The following is a 17,693-nucleotide window of genomic DNA, read 5'->3' on the forward strand; positions in this document are numbered from 1 at the left end:
GTGGTGAGGTGGCGCATCCGTGAAGCCCGCCGGGGCGGCAACCCAGGCGACACTACGACAACTTCCATTCCGCGAACACCCGGCGGTGCCCGATTTTCACCAGTTGGCCATTCCCCGTTGAACGATGGTGGTGTCGCGGATACTTGTCGTACGCGATCACGATTCGGCACTCCGGCCGACGACTGCTCCAGGGGGCCCGGTGCCGTTCACTCTCAGCCATGCCGCCGCCGTGCTGCCCGCCGTGCGCGGTGACGGGACCGGGCGCGGGCGGCTGGTGCCGGCGGTGCTCGTCGCGGGGTCCTTCTCCCCCGACCTCACCTACTACGCGGCGAGCGCGGTACCGGGCGCGATGGAGTTCGGCGGGTTCACGCACTCCTTCACCGGTGTTCTCACCGTGGACGTGCTCTTCTCCTGGGCGCTGGTGGCGCTGTGGGTGCTGGTACGGGAGCCGCTCGTGGCCCTTCTGCCCCGGGCCCGGCAGGGGCGGCCTGCGGCTCTGCTGCGCTGCGGTGCGCCACGCGCGCGTGCCGGTCTTTCCCTGACGGCCCGTTGGTATGTCTCCGCCGCGCTCGGCGCGCTCACGCATGTCATCTGGGACGCGTTCACGCACCACGACCGCTGGGGGACACGGCTGATCCCCGCGATCGGCCGGAACGTCGCAGGCATACCGCTGTACACCGTGCTCCAGTACGGCACTTCGGCGGTGGCCGCGGCCGTGCTCGCGGTGTTCGTGCTCCGTGCGCTACGGCGCGCCCCGGCCGCGGACCCGGTGGGGGTGCCGCCGCTGTCGGTAGGGGACCGGTGGTGGGCCGGGGCCGGGATCGCCGGCTGCGCGCTGATCGCCGCGGTGCAGCGGGCCGCGCGGTGGTGGGCCTACTGGGGTTCGACGGCGAAGCCCTGGGAGCTGCTGCCCACGGTGCTCTTCGGAGCGGGCGCGGGGCTGCTGCTCGGGGTGCTGGGGTACGCCGTGCTGGTCAGGGTGTGGCGTCCGGCTCCGGCGGCCGGCGACGTGCGCCGGAACCCTTCGGCCGTTCGGTGAGGGTCGCCACGAACACGGTCATGGTGCGGGGGCGGCGGGGGCAGGGGAGTGCGCTGAGGAGCAGAGTGAGATAGCTGTGGGCGAGGTCGAGCCACTGCCGTGGGGCGGGTCGGGTACGGAGTCTCCGCCGGAGACGGGTGGCCGCTTTGCGTACGGTGACGGCGAGTTCGGTGGGGATGCGGGCGGAGCTGGCGCCGGGTGCCATGGCCGGGGCCGACGGGGCCGCCGTGACCTGGGCCGCGGCGGAGCGGGCCTTGGCCGGGGGCCTTGTCTGGGGCGTCCGGCCGTGAAGCATGCGTATACCCATGCCCGCATCCTTGCCGGTGCCGGGGACGGGGGCGTTCTGACGGGGGCCAGCTGAGTGACGACGGCAAGCCGCCGTCGGCCCGCCGTCCCGCCCCGGTCCGGGCTGCCCCCCTTTTTTTCCGCCGCGCTTTTCCGTCGCGACGGTGTGTGACCACGACGGCGTCATCCGGCGGGTGCCGCACGGGCCGGGACCCGCGTGTTCCGCACCGCGGGACACCGCCGTCGTTACTGAGCACCGTCGCGGCGGAAAGAGGGGCGGCTGGGAGAAGGGGATGAGGAGTGGCCGCGGGACGTGAGCCGACGCAATGAAGCGCGGGCGTAAGCCGGTGGGAGTTCGGGGGAGCCGCAGAGGGCGCCGCTCCGCCAGGGTCGGCGGGTGGCGCCCTCTGTCGGCTCGCACCGGAGGTCAGTGCGCTGCCGACTCCCAGTCGGGGCCCACGCCCACCGAGACGTCCAGGGGCGCCCTGAGGTTGACCGCGGCGGGCATTTCGCGGCGGAGGATCGTCTCGACCTCGGCGCGCTCGCCGGGGGCGATCTCCAGGACGATTTCGTCGTGTACCTGGAGGAGCATCCGGGACTTCAGGTCCGCCTCGCGCAGCGCGCCGTCCACCTTCAGCATGGCCATCTTGACGATGTCCGCCGCGGTGCCCTGGATGGGCGCGTTGAGCGCCATCCGCTCGGCCGCCTCCCGGCGCTGGCGGTTGTCGCTGTTGAGGTCGGGGAGGTAGCGGCGGCGGCCGAAGAGCGTCGCCGTGTACCCCGTGGCGCGGGCCTCGTCGACGACCCGGCGCAGATAGTCACGGACCCCGCCGAACCGCTCGAAGTACGTGTCCATCAGCGCCCGGGCCTCGCCCGCGTCGATGTTCAGCTGCTGGGAGAGGCCGAAGGCCGACAGACCGTACGCGAGGCCGTACGACATCGCCTTGATCTTCCGGCGCATCTCCGCGTCGACGGCCGAGCGGTCGACGGAGAACACCTGGGAGGCGACTGTGGTGTGCAGGTCCTCCCCGGAGGTGAACGCCTCGATCAGGCCTTCGTCCTCGGAGAGGTGGGCCATCACCCGCAGTTCGATCTGGCTGTAGTCGGCCGTCATCAGCGACTCGAAGCCCTCGCCCACCACGAAGCCCCGGCGGATCGCCCGGCCCTCGTCCGTGCGGACCGGGATGTTCTGGAGGTTCGGGTCGGTGGAGGAGAGACGGCCGGTCGCAGCCACCGTCTGGTTGAACGTGGTGTGGATACGGCCGTCCGCCCCCACCGTCTTGATCAGGCCCTCGACCGTCACCCGCAGCTTGGCCTGCTCACGGTGGCGGAGCATGATCACCGGTAGTTCGTTCTCGGTCTGGTTGGCGAGCCAGGCCAGCGCGTCGGCGTCGGTGGTGTAGCCGGTCTTGGTCTTCTTGGTCCTGGGCAGGGCAAGCTCGCCGAAGAGGACCTCCTGGAGCTGCTTGGGCGAGCCCAGGTTGAACTCGTGACCGGCCGCCGCGTGCGCCTCCTTCACGGCCTGCTGCACCGCGCCCGCGAACATCTGCTCCATCGCTTCGAGGTGCGCGCCGTCGGCCGCGATGCCGTGCCGCTCCATCCGGGCGAGGAGGATGGAGGTCGGCAGCTCCATGTCACGGAGCAGATCCGCCGCGCCGACCTCCTGGAGCCGGCCCTCGAAGGCCTCGCCCAGGTCGAGAATCGCCCGGGCCTGGATCATCAGTGCTTCGGCCTCGGCGCCGTCGTCCGCGCCGAAGGCCAGCTGACCGTCGGCCGCGGCGGCCGGGGCCAGCTCGCGGTGCAGGTACTCCAGAAACAGCGCGTCCAGGTCGAAGGAGCGGCGGCCGGGCTTGACCAGATATGCGGCGAGGGCGGTGTCCATGGCGACGCCGTCGATGCTCCAGCCGTGCTCGGCGAAGACCCGCATGGCGCCCTTGGCGTTGTGAAAGACCTTGGGCTTCGCGGCGTCGGCCAGCCAGGCCGCCCACGCGTTCTCGTCGGCCTCGTCGAGCTCGGCGGGGTCGAACCAGGCCGCCGCTCCCCCTGCCGCGGCCAGCGCGACCTCGGCGACCGAGCCGGTGCCGAGCGCCCAGGTGTCGACGGTGGCGATGCCCAGCGCCTCCGTGCCGTGCTCGGCGAGCCAGCCGGCCAGCTCACCGGTGCCGAGGACCGTGCCGTCCACCTCCACGCCCGCCTCGGTGACCGGCGTGGACTCGGCCTCCTCGGCACCCGGGTCGACGGCGAAGAGCCGCTCGCGCAGCGACGGGTTGCGGATCTCCAGGGTGTCCAGGACCATCGCGACGGTCTTGCGGTCGTACGGCGCGCGCTCCAGGTCGGCGACCGTCTTCGGCAGCTCGACCTGGCGCTCCAGCTCGGTGAGCCGGCGGTTGAGCTTCACCGACTCCAGATGGTCGCGGAGGTTCTGGCCCGCCTTGCCCTTCACCTCGTCGACGCGCTCCACCAGTTCTGCGAAGGAACCGAACTGGTTGATCCACTTCGCGGCCGTCTTCTCGCCGACGCCGGGGATGCCGGGCAGGTTGTCGGACGGGTCGCCGCGCAGGGCCGCGAAGTCGGGGTACTGGGCGGGCGTCAGGGCGTACTTCTCGAACACCTTCTCCGGGGTGAACCGGGTCAGCTCGGAGACGCCCTTCGTCGGATAGAGGACCGTGGTGTGCTCCGTGACCAGTTGGAAGGAGTCACGGTCACCGGTGACGATCAGGACCTCGAAGCCCTCGGCCTCGGCCTGGGTGGCAAGGGTGGCGATGACGTCGTCGGCCTCGAAGCCCTCGACGGCGAAGCGCTGCGCGTGCATCGCGTCGAGCAGCTCGCCGATCAGCTCGACCTGGCCCTTGAACTCGTCCGGGGTCTTGGAGCGGTTCGCCTTGTACTCGGTGAACTCCTCGGAGCGCCAGGTCTTGCGGGAGACGTCGAAGGCCACCGCGAAGTGCGTAGGCGCCTCGTCACGCAGGGTGTTGGCCAGCATCGACGCGAACCCGTAGATCGCGTTCGTCGGCTGGCCCGTCGCGGTGGTGAAGTTCTCCGCGGGCAGCGCGAAGAACGCGCGGTAGGCCAGCGAGTGCCCGTCCATGAGCATCAGCCGGGGACGGGTCCCACTGAGGGTGCTGTCGGTCTTCTTCGATGCTGTCTCTGCCACGCCCCCGATCCTGCCACGCCGCACTGACAGTGAGGGCCGACGGGAGGGGCACGGCCGGGCCGGCATGGCCGGACAGCGCCGGCGCGGCAAGCATTGCTCCCGTTCCCGCCTGCGGGCCGCCCTCGATCGTTGTCGGTGGCGCGTGCGAGGATCGGATGCACATGGCAGTGGTGCCGGTGCAGAGGGGGAGGGTGGGATGGCTACGAAGTCGCCCAAGGAGGATCCGGTCCAGGACGCGCCGCGGGTCGGGGAGCCGAAGCACGCGGCCGCGGGCCTGCCGGCCATCGGGCACACCCTGCGCATCGCCCAGCAGCAGATGGGGGTGAAGCGCACCGCGCTGACGCTGCTCCGGGTCAACCAGAAGGACGGCTTCGACTGCCCCGGCTGCGCCTGGCCGGAGCCCGATCACCGGCACGCGGCCGAATTCTGCGAGAACGGCGCCAAGGCCGTGGCCGAGGAGGCCACCCTGCGGAGGGTGACGCCCGAGTTCTTCGCCGAGCACTCCGTCGCCGACCTGCACCACCGCAGCGGCTACTGGCTCGGCCAGCAGGGGCGGCTCACCCACCCCATGTATCTCGCCGAGGGCGCCGAGCACTACGAGCCGGTCGACTGGGACCGGGCCTTCGACATCATCGGTGAGGAGATCGCCGCCCTCGGCTCCCCCGACGAGGCCGTCTTCTACACCTCGGGCCGCACCAGCAACGAGGCCGCGTTCCTGTACCAGCTGTTCGCGCGCGAGCTGGGCACCAACAACCTGCCGGACTGCTCCAACATGTGCCACGAGTCCTCGGGCTCGGCGCTCAGCGAGACCATCGGCATCGGCAAGGGCAGCGTCCTGCTCGAGGACCTCTACAAGGCCGATCTGATCGTCGTCGCCGGGCAGAACCCGGGCACCAACCACCCCCGCATGCTGTCGGCGCTGGAGAAGGCCAAGGCCAACGGCGCGAAGATCATCAGCGTCAATCCGCTCCCGGAAGCCGGCCTGGAGCGGTTCAAGAACCCGCAGACCCCTCAGGGCATGCTCAAGGGTGCCGCCCTCACCGATCTGTTCCTGCAGATCCGTATCGGCGGCGACCAGGCCCTGTTCCGCCTCCTCAACAAGCTCATCCTGGAGACAGAGGGCGCGGTCGACGAGGAGTTCGTGCGCGAGCACACCCACGGGTACGAGGAGTTCGCCAAGGCCGCCCGTGCAGCCGACTGGGACGAGACGCTCGCCGCGACCGGTCTCACCCGCGCGGAGATCGAGGAGGCCCTGCGTATGGTGCTCGCCTCGAAGCGCACCATCGTCTGCTGGGCCATGGGTCTCACCCAGCACAAGCACTCGGTCCCGACCATCCGAGAGGTGGTCAACTTCCTTCTGCTGCGCGGCAACATCGGCCGCACCGGTGCCGGCGTGTGCCCGGTCCGCGGCCACTCGAACGTGCAGGGCGACCGCACGATGGGCATCTTCGAGCGCCCGGCCCCGGCCTTCCTGGACGCCCTGGAGAAGGAGTTCGGTTTCGCGCCCCCGCGCGAGCACGGCTTCGACGTCGTACGGGCCATCCGCGCGCTGCGCGACGGCGAGGCGAAGGTCTTCTTCGCGATGGGCGGCAACTTCGTCTCCGCGACCCCCGACACGGAGGTCACCGAGGCGGCGATGCGGCGGGCGCGGCTGACCGTGCACGTGTCGACGAAGCTCAACCGATCGCACGTGGTGACGGGCGCGCGGGCGCTGATCCTGCCGACGCTCGGCCGCACCGAACGCGATCTCCAGGGCAGCGGCGAGCAGTTCGTCACCGTCGAGGACTCGATGGGCATGGTGCACGCCTCGCGCGGTCGCCTGGAGCCCGCGAGCCTGCATCTGCTGTCGGAGCCGGCGATCGTGTGCCGGCTCGCCCGCCGGGTGCTCGGCGCCGACAGCGCCACTCCCTGGGAGGAGTTCGAGAAGGACTACGCGACGGTCCGCGACCGTATCGCGCGCGTGATCCCCGGTTTCGAGGACTTCAACGCGCGCGTGGCGCGCCCGGGCGGCTTCGCGCTCCCGCACGCCCCGCGTGACGAACGCCGGTTCCCGACGGCGACCGGCAAGGCGAACTTCACGGCGGCGCCGGTCGAGTACCCCGAACTCCCCGAGGGCCGGCTGCTGTTGCAGACGCTGCGGTCGCACGACCAGTACAACACCACGATCTACGGCCTGGACGACCGGTACCGGGGCATCAGGAACGGCCGCCGGGTGGTCCTGGTGAACCCGGAAGACGCGCGGGCGCTGGGTGTCGCCGACGGGTCCTACGTCGACCTGGTGAGCGAGTGGAAGGACGGCGTGGAGCGCCGGGCGCCCGGCTTCCGGGTGGTGCACTACCCGACGGCGCGGGGTTGCGCGGCGGCGTACTACCCGGAGACCAATGTGCTGGTGCCGCTGGACGCGACCGCCGACACCAGCAACACCCCGGCCAGCAAGTCCGTCGTGGTCCGTCTCGAGAGCGGCGTGCCGCAGCCGACGGCCACCGTCTGAGCGGACGCTCAGTCCGTCTGGAAGAATCGACGGCCGACTGAGCGTTTGCTCAGTGGAGAGACAGCCGTACGACGATCGGAGCCCCATGGGCGAGCAGCAGCATGTGAAGTTCCCGCAGGAGGTCATCGACGAGTACGCCTCGCTCGGCGTCGACCTGCCGGCCCTGTTCTCTGCGGGCCACCTCGGCAGCCGGATGGGCGTGCAGATCATCGAGGCCTCGGCGGACCGGGTCGTCGGCACCATGCCGGTGGAGGGCAACACCCAGCCGTACGGGCTGCTGCACGGCGGGGCCAGCGCGGTGCTGGCGGAGACCCTGGGGTCGGTCGGGTCGATGCTGCACGGCGGCAGCTCGAAGATCGCGGTCGGCGTCGACCTGAACTGCACGCATCACCGCGGGGCCCGCTCCGGTCTGGTCACTGGCGTGGCCACACCCGTCCACCGGGGGCGCTCCACGGCGACGTACGAGATCGTGATCAGCGACGAGGAGGGGCGCCGGGTGTGCACGGCCCGGCTCACCTGTCTGCTGCGGGACGCGCGCCCCGGCGACGAGGTCCACGTGCAGGTGGCACAGGCTTGACAGAAGCCCGGCGGGCGGCGCTTCTCCGCCTCGCCCGCACCGGGAGACGCGGAGAAGTTCTGAAGCTTTGACTTTCTTTCCTCGCCGTAACTCTGCGTAATACGCATGTAATATGCATTCGTCTAAGCACCCAGTCCTCACGGTTCACGACCCACCTCAGCCGTCCCGAAAGTCGCCTCCAGCAATAGAGACGCGTAACGACCAAAAACGCCGAGACGCCTGAACGGATCATGGCGGGTCCTGCGGGTTCTCAGGATGTGGACGGCGCGAATCGGACTGAATTCCTGCTTTCCCCCCACGTTGTACCGCTCTGCATTACCTCGTGTCATAACAAGAGCGTCACAGCCTTGGTCAAGCTCTCCTCCACGTTCCTCACACACGCCTAGAGTCACGGCCAGTCACCGCTCCACCGGGAGTTCGGTACCGGCGTGGCATCTGTCGTTCCCGCAAGGGCGACCATGCCCCTGGAAAGGATCGATTGTGCGACAGCGTTCTCTGGTGATTCTTACCTCCGTGTTGACCACCGGAGCCTTGACTCTCACCGCTTGCGGCTCCCGCAACAACGACAACAAGGGCAGCGACAGCGGCAACGTGACGGTTACGATCGGCGTCGACGCCCCGCTGACCGGCCAGAACTCCGCGACGGGCCTCGGCATCCAGTACGGCGCCCAGATCGCCGTCGACGACGCCAACAAGAACAAGACCGTTCCGGGCGTCACCTTCAAGATCAAGGCGCTGGACGACAAGGCGATTCCCGCCACCGGCCAGCAGAACGCCACCCAGCTCGTCTCGGACAAGACGGTGCTCGGCGTCGTCGGCCCGCTCAACTCCGGTGTGGCCACGCAGATGCAGCAGGTCTTCGCCACCGCCAACCTGGTGGAGATCTCGCCGTCCAACACCAACCCCGAGCTGACCATGGGCAAGAACTGGCAGACCAGCCCGTCCCGCCCGTTCAAGACGTACTTCCGCACCGCGACCACCGACGCCCTGCAGGGCGCCTACGCGGCGGACTACGCCTACAACGTCGCCAAGAAGAAGAAGGCCTTCGTCGTCGACGACAAGCAGACCTACGGCGCGGGTCTGTCGAAGATCTTCTCGGAGCAGTTCGCCAAGCAGGGCGGCAAGGTCATCGGCACCGACCACGTCAACACCGGCGACCGTGACTTCTCCACCCTGGTCACCAAGATCAAGAACTCGGGCGCCGACATCCTCTACTACGGCGGCCAGTACGACGAGTCCGAGGTGCTGACCAAGCAGCTCAAGGCCGCGGGCGCCAACATCCCGCTGTTCGGCGGCGACGGCATGTTCACCCCGACCTACATCAAGACCGCCGGCAAGGCCTCCGAGGGCGACCTGGTGACGTCGATCGGCGTCCCGGTCGACACCCTGCCCGCCGCCAAGGACTTCGTGGCCACCTACAAGGCCAAGAAGTACCCCGGTGACTACGGCACCTACGGCTCATACTCCTACGACGCCACCACCGCGATCATCAAGGCCATCGGCACCGTCGTGAAGGGCGGCAAGATCCCGGGCGACGCCCGCTCCCAGATCGTCAGCGCCGTCCAGAACGCCTCCTTCGACGGCATCTCCGGCAAGGTCTCGTTCGACCAGTACGGCGACACCACGAACAAGCAGCTGACCGTCTACAAGGTCGTCAGCGGTGCGTGGAAGTCCGTCAAGAGCGGCGTGGCCACCCCGAAGTAACCGGCCGAAGCACATCGCACCACCAGGGCCGCGCGGCGCAGACCACCGTCACCGCGCGGCCCGCCCTCTACCGCCCCCCTGACTCTCCCCACCACATGGAGGCCATGCGGTGAACACCCTGCCGCAGCAGCTGGCCAACGGGCTGTTCCTCGGCTCGATGTACGGTCTGATCGCCATCGGCTACACGATGGTGTACGGCATCGTCCAGCTCATCAACTTCGCCCACGGCGAGATCTTCATGACCGGAGGCTTCGGCGCCCTCACGGTCTACCTTCTCCTGCCGGACGGCATATCCATGTGGGTAGCCCTGCCGGCGATGCTCATCGGCGGCGCCCTGGTCGCTGTTCTTATCGCCGTCGGCGCCGAACGCTTCGCCTACCGACCGCTGCGCGGCGCACCACGCCTCGCGCCGCTGATCACCGCGATCGGCCTGTCGCTCGCGCTGCAGCAGGCGGTCTTCAACTGGTACCACGTCGACGGCGACGCCAAGACCGCCCGCGTCTTCCCGCAACTGCCGTTCGGCCCGCTGCACATCGGCTCCGTGACCGTGCAGAGCGGTGACATCTTCCTGATCATCGCCGCCCCGCTGTGCATGGCGATCCTCGCCCTGTTCGTCCGGCTGTCCCGCACCGGCCGTGCCATGCAGGCCACCGCCCAGGACCCGGACACCGCCCAGCTGATGGGCATCGACACCAACCGCATCATCGTCATCGCCTTCGCCATCGGCGGCTTCTTCGCGGCCGTCGCCGGTGTCTCGTACGGCCTCAAGTACGGCTCCGTCTCCTATGACATGGGCTTCATCGCCGGCCTGAAGGCGTTCACCGCGGCCGTCCTCGGTGGCATCGGCAACATCTACGGCGCCATGCTCGGCGGTCTCGTCCTCGGCATCGCCGAGGCCATGGCCACCGCCTACATCGCCAACATCCCCGGCATGCAGCAGCTCGGCGGCGGCGGCTGGGCCTCCGTGTGGGCCTTCGTCCTGCTGATCCTCGTACTCCTCTTCAGACCACAGGGTCTGCTGGGCGAACGCGTCGCGGACAGGGCGTGAGCGGCATGACCGACAACACCGCCAAGGCCGGTGCCGGGCGCGGGCTTGTTCCGCTGCCCGAGGCCGTCGCCCGTCTGCTCATCGTCGTCGGCGCGGTGGGCACCATCGCCAGCACCTTCCTCAGCTGGACCTGGACGTCGCAGTTCCCCGGCGACCTGACGGTCTACGGCTACCCGGCCGGCCTGCAGATCCTCGCTCTCGTGGGCGGCGCCCTCACCCTGCTCTCCGGGCTCACCCTGTGGGACGTCAAGTGGCTGCGCTGGCTGAACCCGGCGGGCGCCACCTCCCCGGTCTTCCTGACGGCCCTGTCGGCGTTCGCCGTCTGCTGGTTCACGGGCATCGCCATCGCCGTCGACCTCGGCGGCCTGGCCAACCTGGACCCCGGCGCCTACGTGGCGATGGCGGCCTCCGCGCTCCCCGTCATCGGCGCCCTCGCGCTGCCCCACCCGGCCCCCGGCACCGGTATCCGCGGCTACCTGACCAAGCCTCAGCTGCCCGCTCCCGGCAAGGGGTCACCGCTCACCGAGCGCATCGTCGTCACGGTCGGCGTCGCGCTCGCCCTGGTGGTCTTCACCTACGGCATCGGCATCGACAATGACGCGAGCGAGACCTTCATCGGCTACCTGCTGCTGCTCGTCTTCGCCGCCTGGGGCCTCATGCACACCGGCCTCGTCGACCGCTTCGCGACCACCGCGGCGCACCACAAGGGGTTCGCCTCCGCGCTCGCCTTCGTCGCCGCCGTGATCTTCCCCTTCACCCAGAGCGACGACCACAACGCCAACGTCGGCGTGAACATCCTGATCTTCGCCACCGTCGCCCTCGGCCTGAACATCGTCGTCGGCCTCACCGGTCTGCTCGACCTCGGTTACGTCGCGTTCCTCGGCGTCGGCGCCTACGCGGCCGCCCTGGTCTCCGGCTCGGAGTACTCCCGCTTCTCCGGCGTGCACTTCCCGTTCTGGGCCGCCGCCCTCACCGGCATGGCCGCCTCGCTGATCTTCGGCGTACTGATCGGCGCACCGACCCTGCGACTGCGCGGCGACTACCTCGCCATCGTCACCCTCGGCTTCGGTGAGATCTTCCGTATCACCGTCAACAACCTCGACGGCGACTCCGGACCGAACATCACCCGCGGCCCCAACGGCATCACGCAGATCCCCGACCTCAACATCTTCGGGTTCAACCTGGGCGAAGCGCACGACATCGGCGGGTTCACCCTGGGCCGGTTCGCCAACTACCTGTTCCTGATGCTCATCGTCACAGCAATCGTCGTGCTCGTCTTCACCCGCGCCGCCGACTCCCGTATCGGCCGCTCCTGGATCGCCATCCGCGAGGACGAGACCGCCGCCACCGCCATGGGCATCAACGGCTTCCGCGTCAAGCTGATCGCCTTCGCCCTCGGCGCCTCCCTCGCGGGTCTCGCCGGCACCGTGATGGCGCATGTCAACTACAGCGTGAACCCGCAGCCCTACCAGTTCGCCGGCGCCGCCCCGCCCAACTCGGCCTTCCTGCTGGCCGCCGTCGTCCTCGGCGGCATGGGCACCGTCAGCGGCCCACTGCTCGGCGCGAGCGTGCTCTACCTGGTCCCGGAGAAGCTCCAGTTCCTGCAGAACTACGAGCTGTTCGCCTTCGGCGTCGCGCTGATCCTGCTGATGCGGTTCCGGCCGGAGGGCATCATCGCCAACCGTCGCCGCCAGCTGGAGTTCCACGAGACCGGCCAGCTCGACGTACCGGCGCAGGCGACGCTGAGCGACGATCCGGCCGTCACCAAGGCAGGGGCGTAAGCAACCATGACGACACCTGTACTCGAAGCCCGTGACGTCACGATGCGCTTCGGCGGCCTGACCGCCGTCCGCTCCGTCGACTTCACGGTCAACAGCGGCGAGATCGTCGGTCTCATCGGCCCGAACGGCGCCGGCAAGACCACCTTCTTCAACTGCCTCACCGGCCTGTACGTCCCCACCGAGGGCACGGTCTCCTACCAGGGCAAGGTGCTGCCGCCCAAGCCGCACCTGGTGACGCAGGCGGGCATCGCCCGTACCTTCCAGAACATCCGGCTCTTCGCCAACATGACCGTCCTGGAGAACGTCCTCGTCGGCCGCCACACACGGACCAAGGAGGGCCTGTGGTCCGCGCTGCTGCGCGGCCCCGGCTTCCGCAAGGCCGAGAAGGAGTCCGAGGCGAAGGCCATGGAACTCCTGGAGTTCGTCGGCCTCGCCGCCAAGCGCGACCACCTCGCACGCAACCTGCCCTACGGCGAGCAGCGCAAGCTGGAGATCGCCCGGGCACTGGCCAGCGAACCGGGTCTGCTGCTGCTCGACGAACCGACGGCCGGCATGAACCCGCAGGAGACCCGGACCACCGAGGAGCTGGTCTTCGCCATCCGGGACAAGGGCATCGCCGTCCTCGTCATCGAGCACGACATGCGCTTCATCTTCAACCTGTGCGACCGCGTCGCCGTGCTCGTACAGGGCGAGAAGCTCGTCGAGGGCACGTCCGACGTCGTACAGGCCGACGAGCGCGTCGTCGCCGCCTATCTGGGTGAACCCTTCGAGGGTGACCCCGGCGAGGTGGAGGCCGCCGAGGTCGAGGCCGCCGAAGCGGCTGCGGCGGGCGCCGAACCGTCAGACACGGAACCCCAGGTGGACAGCACCACCGACACCACCAAGGGAGAGGCCCGGTGACCGCACTACTGGAGGTCGAGGACCTCAGAGTCGCCTACGGCAAGATCGAGGCCGTCAAGGGCATCTCGTTCAGCGTGGAAGCCGGCCAGGTCGTCACTCTCATCGGCACCAACGGCGCCGGTAAGACGACGACCCTGCGCACCCTGTCGGGTCTGCTCAAGCCCGCCTCGGGCCGGATCGTCTTCGAGGGCAAGCCGCTGAGCGGTGTCCCGGCGCACAAGATCGTAGCGCTCGGACTCGCCCACTCCCCCGAAGGTCGGCACATCTTCCCGCGCCTGACCATCACCGAGAACCTCCAACTCGGTGCCTTCCTCCGCAAGGACAAGGCGGGCATCGAGAAGGACATCCAGCGCGCCTACGACATCTTCCCCATCCTCGGCGAGCGCAGAAAGCAGGCCGCCGGCACCCTCTCCGGCGGTGAGCAGCAGATGCTCGCCATGGGGCGGGCGCTGATGTCCCAGCCGAAGCTGCTGATGCTGGACGAGCCGTCCATGGGGCTGTCGCCGATCATGATGCAGAAGATCATGTCGACGATCGCCGAGCTGAAGTCCCAGGGCACGACGATTCTGCTCGTCGAGCAGAACGCGCAGGCGGCGCTGTCGCTGGCCGACCAGGGCCATGTGATGGAGGTCGGCAACATCGTCCTGTCGGGAACCGGCCAGGACCTGCTGCACGACGAGTCGGTCCGCAAGGCCTATCTGGGCGAGGACTGACACCCACGTCCGATACGACGAGGCCCGCGCCCCCTTCTCCGGGCGCGGGCCTCGTCGTACGCGGGCGCCGGGTCAGCCCTTGCTGGACTTCTTCTCGTCACTGTCCGCGATGACCGCCTCCGCGACCTGCTGCATCGACATCCGGCGGTCCATGGACGTCTTCTGGATCCAGCGGAACGCGGCCGGCTCGGTCAGGCCGTACTCCGTCTGGAGGATGGACTTCGCACGGTCGACCAGCTTGCGGGTCTCCAGGCGCAGGGTGAGGTCGGCGACCTCCTTCTCCAGCTGCTTCAGCTCGTTGAAGCGGGAGACGGCCATCTCGATCGCCGGGACCACGTCGCTCTTGCTGAACGGCTTGACGAGGTACGCCATCGCGCCCGCGTCCCGCGCCCGCTCGACCAGGTCGCGCTGCGAGAACGCGGTGAGCATCAGGACCGGGGCGATGGACTCCTCGGCGATCTTCTCGGCCGCCGAGATGCCGTCCAGCTTGGGCATCTTGACGTCCAGGATGACCAGGTCGGGGCGGTGCTCGCGGGCGAGTTCCACCGCCTGCTCGCCGTCGCCGGCCTCGCCGACGACGGTGTACCCCTCCTCCTCCAGCATCTCTTTCAGGTCCAGCCGGATCAGGGCCTCGTCCTCGGCGATGACGACACGGGTCGTCAGCGGAGGCACATGCGACTTGTCGTCGTCGGGTACGTCGACTGGCTGGGGCGACTCGGCGGCGGTCACGGGGGCTCCTCGTTCAGGGCAGGGGTACTGCTGACAAGAGCCTACCTAGCTGCGGTAGGGTAGGGCACGGCGGGTGACCGTCGACCTTTGATTTGCAGGAAGCCCCGGTAGCCCAGCGGTAGAGGCACGGTGCTCAAACCACCGACAGCGTGGGTTCGAATCCCACCCGGGGCACTTTTCCTTCAGTCCCAAGGTCGCGACCCATAAGCGGATCCGCACGTTCTCGTGAACATCCACTATTTGCTGCGCTTCGTCGCGGTCCTCCACCCAGAGTGACCACATGGAACAGCACCACCTGTCCGTCTACTGCAACGCGCGTCAAACAGGCCTGATCGCTGCCGCCGAAGACGCCATGCACAAGGTGATGCCGCTCCCAGCGTCAGTCAGCGCCACAAGACCGGTTGCGTCGAGGTGAAGTCGTACTCGAAGCACTGGGCCTGCATGCTCCCCCAGCACGCCCCCGGCAAGAAACACGAGCGCGCGATCGCCCTCGATGCCTGGCAGCAAGCCATCGTCGACAACCACCCTTGGGAATTCGTCCGCGGCTTCATCCACTCCGACGGCTGCCGCATCACCAACTGGACGAGCCGCATGATCGGCGGTGAGCGGAAGCGGTACGAATACCCGCGCTACTTCTTCACCAACAAGTCCGACGACATCCGGGGCTTGTACACCGGCACCCTCGACCGGCTCGGCGTCCGGTGGACGCATTCCACCCGCAGCGGCAGCCCCTACAACATCTCCGTCGCCAGGAGAGCCGACGTGGAGCTCATGGACGACCACGTCGGCCCCAAGCACTGACGGGGATCCGTTCCGTCACTTCGGGCTGTCGTCCTCGCCGATGTGGTGTACGCGCACCATGTTCGTCGAGCCGGACACCCCCGGAGGCGACCCCGCCGTGATGACCACGACGTCGCCCTTCTCGCAGCGGCCGTACTTCAGCAGCAGCTCGTCCACCTGGTCGACCATCTTGTCCGTCGAGTCGACGTGCGGGCCGAGGAAGGTCTCCACGCCCCAGGTCAGGTTGAGCTGGGAGCGGGTGGCCGGTTCCGGGGTGAAGGCGAGCAGCGGGATCGGCGAGCGGTAGCGGGAGAGCCGGCGGACCGTGTCTCCGGACTGGGTGAAGGCGACCAGGAACTTCGCGCCCAGGAAGTCGCCCATCTCGGCGGCGGCCCGGGCGACCGCGCCGCCCTGGGTGCGGGGCTTGTTGCTCTCGGTCAGCGGCGGCAGGCCCTTGGCGAGGATGTCCTCCTCGGCCGCTTCGACGATCTTCGCCATCGTCCGGACGGTCTCGATGGGGTACTTGCCGACGCTGGTCTCGCCGGAGAGCATCACCGCGTCCGTGCCGTCGATCACCGCGTTGGCGACGTCGGAGGCCTCGGCGCGGGTGGGCCGGGAGTTGTCGATCATCGAGTCGAGCATCTGGGTGGCGACGATGACCGGCTTGGCGTTGCGCTTTGCCAGTTTGACGGCGCGCTTCTGGACGATCGGCACCTGCTCCAGCGGCATTTCCACGCCCAGGTCGCCGCGCGCGACCATGATGCCGTCGAAGGCGGCCACGATGGAGTCGATGTTCTCGACGGCCTGCGGCTTCTCTACCTTGGCGATCACCGGGAGGCGGCGGCCCTCCTCGGCCATGATGCGGTGGACGTCCTCGATGTCCCGGCCGCTGCGCACGAAGGACAGGGCGATCACGTCGACGCCGGTGCGCAGTGCCCAGCGCAGGTCGGCCTCGTCCTTGTCGGAGAGGGCGGGGACGGAGACGGCGACGCCGGGGAGGTTGAGGCCCTTGTGGTCGGAGACCATGCCGCCCTCGACGACCGTGGTGTGTACGCGGGGGCCGTCGACGTGGGTGACCTCCAGGCAGACCTTGCCGTCGTCGACGAGGACGCGCTCACCGGGGGTGACGTCGTCGGCCAGGCCGGCGTACGTCGTCCCGCACTGCCGGCGGTCGCCCTCGGCGCCTTCCTCCACCGTGATGACGAAGGTGTCACCGCGTTCGAGGAGTACCGGTCCCTCGGTGAAGCTGCTGAGCCGGATCTTCGGACCTTGAAGGTCGGCGAGGATCCCGACGCTGCGACCGGTCTCGTCGGAGGCCTTGCGGACGCGTTGGTAGCGCTCCTCGTGCTCGGCGTAGGTGCCGTGACTGAGGTTGAATCGGGCGACGTCCATTCCGGCCTCGACCAGGCCCTTGATCTGGTCGTACGAGTCGGTGGCGGGCCCCAGAGTACAAACGATCTTTGCTCGGCGCATGGTTCGAGCCTAGGCCTTACCGGCGGGTAGAGAATTGGTCGTACATGACGACCCAACAACCTTTGCGTGAAGGCCTATTGACAAGTGTTGAATTGTGCGGGTGACCGCTCCGATGAGCATCTCGCATTTGTTGAATGCGGGAATGCAGGCGCTCATTCATTCGAAATACCGAACGTCTGCTTCGGGGGTCACAGCTGTGGCGGCGCCATCGTGAATTGCGCGCTGACCTGAGCGGTTACGCGCAGTTGTGGAGGTTCGAGATCCAGGGGTTCGGCGGGCTCGGCGATTTCGGCCGCGGCGGCCATCCGGCGGACCCCGCGGCCGAAGGCCGGCCGGCGCGGCTGAGGCCCCTCGGTGCCGGTGTCGGCGAGTTCGAGCAGGGCGACGAGGGAGGTGCCGAGGGCGCCGGCGTACTCCCGGGCGCGCTGCACCGCCTCGGCGACCGCCCGCCGCCGGGCCTCGCCGTGCACGGGTGAGTCGGTGCGCAGCGACCACCACGGGCCGTCGACCCGGGTCAGCTCCAAGTCGGCGAGCCTGGTGGTGAGTTCGCCGAGGACGGTGAAGTCCGTGAACTCGGCGGTGAGCTGGACCCGGCCCTGGTAGCTGCGGACGCGCTCCCCCCGGCCGCGCTCGGCGAGTTCGGGGGCGATGGAGAAGGTCCCGGTCGACAGCCGGGCCACCGCTTCGCCGTACGACTTGATCAGGTCGAGGGCGGCGGTGTTGCGGCGGGTGAGGTCGTCCAGTGTCGAGCGGCGGTCGCGGCCCCGGGCGCTCACCGTGACGCTGATCCGGGCCAGCTCGGGCTCGACCTCCAGCTCGGCCTCGCCACGCACGACGAGAAGGGGGGCGGCGGGCGTGCCGGCCGGCCGGCGTTCCTCGGCTGAGGGTGCGGGTGCGGGTGCTGGTGCGGTCATACGCCCCACTCTGTCACGCCATCCCCGTGTGTGCGCACCGGAGTTCACAGTGGAGGTCACCGGATCGCAACCTCCCGGCCCTGTTGCCGTCGGTGGTGTCCAGGA

13 protein-coding genes, 1 tRNA gene and 1 pseudogene are annotated in these 17,693 nt (G+C 69.0%); 10 read left to right on the forward strand and 5 right to left on the reverse strand.

Going from position 1 to position 17,693, the window contains the following annotated elements; genetic code table 11:
• The first annotated feature begins 199 nt into the window (after positions 1-199).
• A complete protein-coding gene (locus ACZ7OO_RS07315) occupies positions 200-1,039 on the forward strand; it encodes a DUF4184 family protein (RefSeq protein ID WP_471502419.1) in 840 nt (279 codons plus the stop codon).
• Here ACZ7OO_RS07315 and ACZ7OO_RS07320 read toward each other — a convergent pair.
• Complete coding sequence (locus ACZ7OO_RS07320; protein ID WP_471502421.1) at positions 975-1,346, reverse strand: hypothetical protein; 372 nt, start codon at positions 1,344-1,346, stop codon at positions 975-977. The two genes, ACZ7OO_RS07315 and ACZ7OO_RS07320, sit on opposite strands and share 65 nt — an antisense overlap.
• Positions 1,347-1,751: 405 nt before the next feature.
• The gene (polA, locus tag ACZ7OO_RS07325; RefSeq protein ID WP_471502423.1) at positions 1,752-4,478 is read right to left on the reverse strand and encodes a DNA polymerase I; all 2,727 of its coding nucleotides are present in this window, start codon (positions 4,476-4,478) and stop codon (positions 1,752-1,754) included.
• Between the two features lie 196 nt (positions 4,479-4,674).
• Here polA and ACZ7OO_RS07330 point away from each other — a divergent pair, with 196 nt between their 5' ends.
• The 7 genes from ACZ7OO_RS07330 (at position 4,675) to ACZ7OO_RS07360 (ending at position 13,692) form a co-directional block, all read left to right on the forward strand.
• The gene (locus ACZ7OO_RS07330) at positions 4,675-6,969 is read left to right on the forward strand and encodes an FdhF/YdeP family oxidoreductase (RefSeq protein ID WP_471502425.1); all 2,295 of its coding nucleotides are present in this window, start codon (positions 4,675-4,677) and stop codon (positions 6,967-6,969) included.
• An 85-nt stretch (positions 6,970-7,054) separates the two neighbouring features.
• Complete coding sequence (locus tag ACZ7OO_RS07335) at positions 7,055-7,546, forward strand: PaaI family thioesterase (protein ID WP_471502427.1); 492 nt, start codon at positions 7,055-7,057, stop codon at positions 7,544-7,546.
• A gap of 495 nt (positions 7,547-8,041) precedes the next feature.
• Complete coding sequence (locus ACZ7OO_RS07340; protein WP_471503372.1) at positions 8,042-9,250, forward strand: branched-chain amino acid ABC transporter substrate-binding protein; 1,209 nt, start codon at positions 8,042-8,044, stop codon at positions 9,248-9,250.
• Positions 9,251-9,359: 109 nt separating this feature from the next.
• On the forward strand, positions 9,360-10,298 hold the full coding sequence (locus ACZ7OO_RS07345) for a branched-chain amino acid ABC transporter permease (RefSeq protein WP_352224167.1): 939 nt from the start codon (positions 9,360-9,362) through the stop codon (positions 10,296-10,298).
• A gap of 5 nt (positions 10,299-10,303) precedes the next feature.
• Positions 10,304-12,079: a branched-chain amino acid ABC transporter permease gene (locus tag ACZ7OO_RS07350; RefSeq protein WP_471502429.1), complete on the forward strand. Its 1,776-nt coding sequence runs from the start codon at positions 10,304-10,306 to the stop codon at positions 12,077-12,079.
• Positions 12,080-12,085: 6 nt separating this feature from the next.
• The gene (locus ACZ7OO_RS07355; protein WP_471502431.1) at positions 12,086-12,979 is read left to right on the forward strand and encodes an ABC transporter ATP-binding protein; all 894 of its coding nucleotides are present in this window, start codon (positions 12,086-12,088) and stop codon (positions 12,977-12,979) included.
• Positions 12,976-13,692, forward strand: coding sequence for an ABC transporter ATP-binding protein (locus ACZ7OO_RS07360; RefSeq protein ID WP_471502433.1), 717 nt, complete (start codon positions 12,976-12,978; stop codon positions 13,690-13,692). Before ACZ7OO_RS07355 ends, ACZ7OO_RS07360 begins: the two co-directional genes overlap by 4 nt.
• Positions 13,693-13,764: 72 nt before the next feature.
• Here the strand turns inward: ACZ7OO_RS07360 and ACZ7OO_RS07365 are convergent, their stop codons facing one another.
• The gene (locus tag ACZ7OO_RS07365) at positions 13,765-14,421 is read right to left on the reverse strand and encodes an ANTAR domain-containing response regulator (RefSeq protein ID WP_471502435.1); all 657 of its coding nucleotides are present in this window, start codon (positions 14,419-14,421) and stop codon (positions 13,765-13,767) included.
• Positions 14,422-14,522: 101 nt separating this feature from the next.
• Between ACZ7OO_RS07365 and ACZ7OO_RS07370 the strand changes: the two genes are divergently transcribed.
• Both ACZ7OO_RS07370 and ACZ7OO_RS07375 read left to right on the forward strand, forming a co-directional pair.
• Positions 14,523-14,595: transfer RNA gene (locus tag ACZ7OO_RS07370), tRNA-Leu, on the forward strand.
• Positions 14,596-14,704: 109 nt separating this feature from the next.
• A pseudogene (locus tag ACZ7OO_RS07375) lies at positions 14,705-15,222 on the forward strand (helix-turn-helix domain-containing protein); the annotation flags it as partial.
• Between the two features lie 15 nt (positions 15,223-15,237).
• On the opposite strand, the gene pyk reads toward ACZ7OO_RS07375, so the two are convergent.
• Positions 15,238-16,674: a pyruvate kinase gene (pyk, locus tag ACZ7OO_RS07380; RefSeq protein WP_471502437.1), complete on the reverse strand. Its 1,437-nt coding sequence runs from the start codon at positions 16,672-16,674 to the stop codon at positions 15,238-15,240.
• A 188-nt stretch (positions 16,675-16,862) separates the two neighbouring features.
• Positions 16,863-17,588 (reverse strand): SIMPL domain-containing protein, encoded by a 726-nt coding sequence (locus ACZ7OO_RS07385; RefSeq protein ID WP_471502439.1) that lies wholly within the window; start codon positions 17,586-17,588, stop codon positions 16,863-16,865.
• Positions 17,589-17,693: the final 105 nt, after the last annotated feature.

The sequence above is a fragment of the Streptomyces sp. NPDC111744 genome (genome assembly GCF_055634995.1).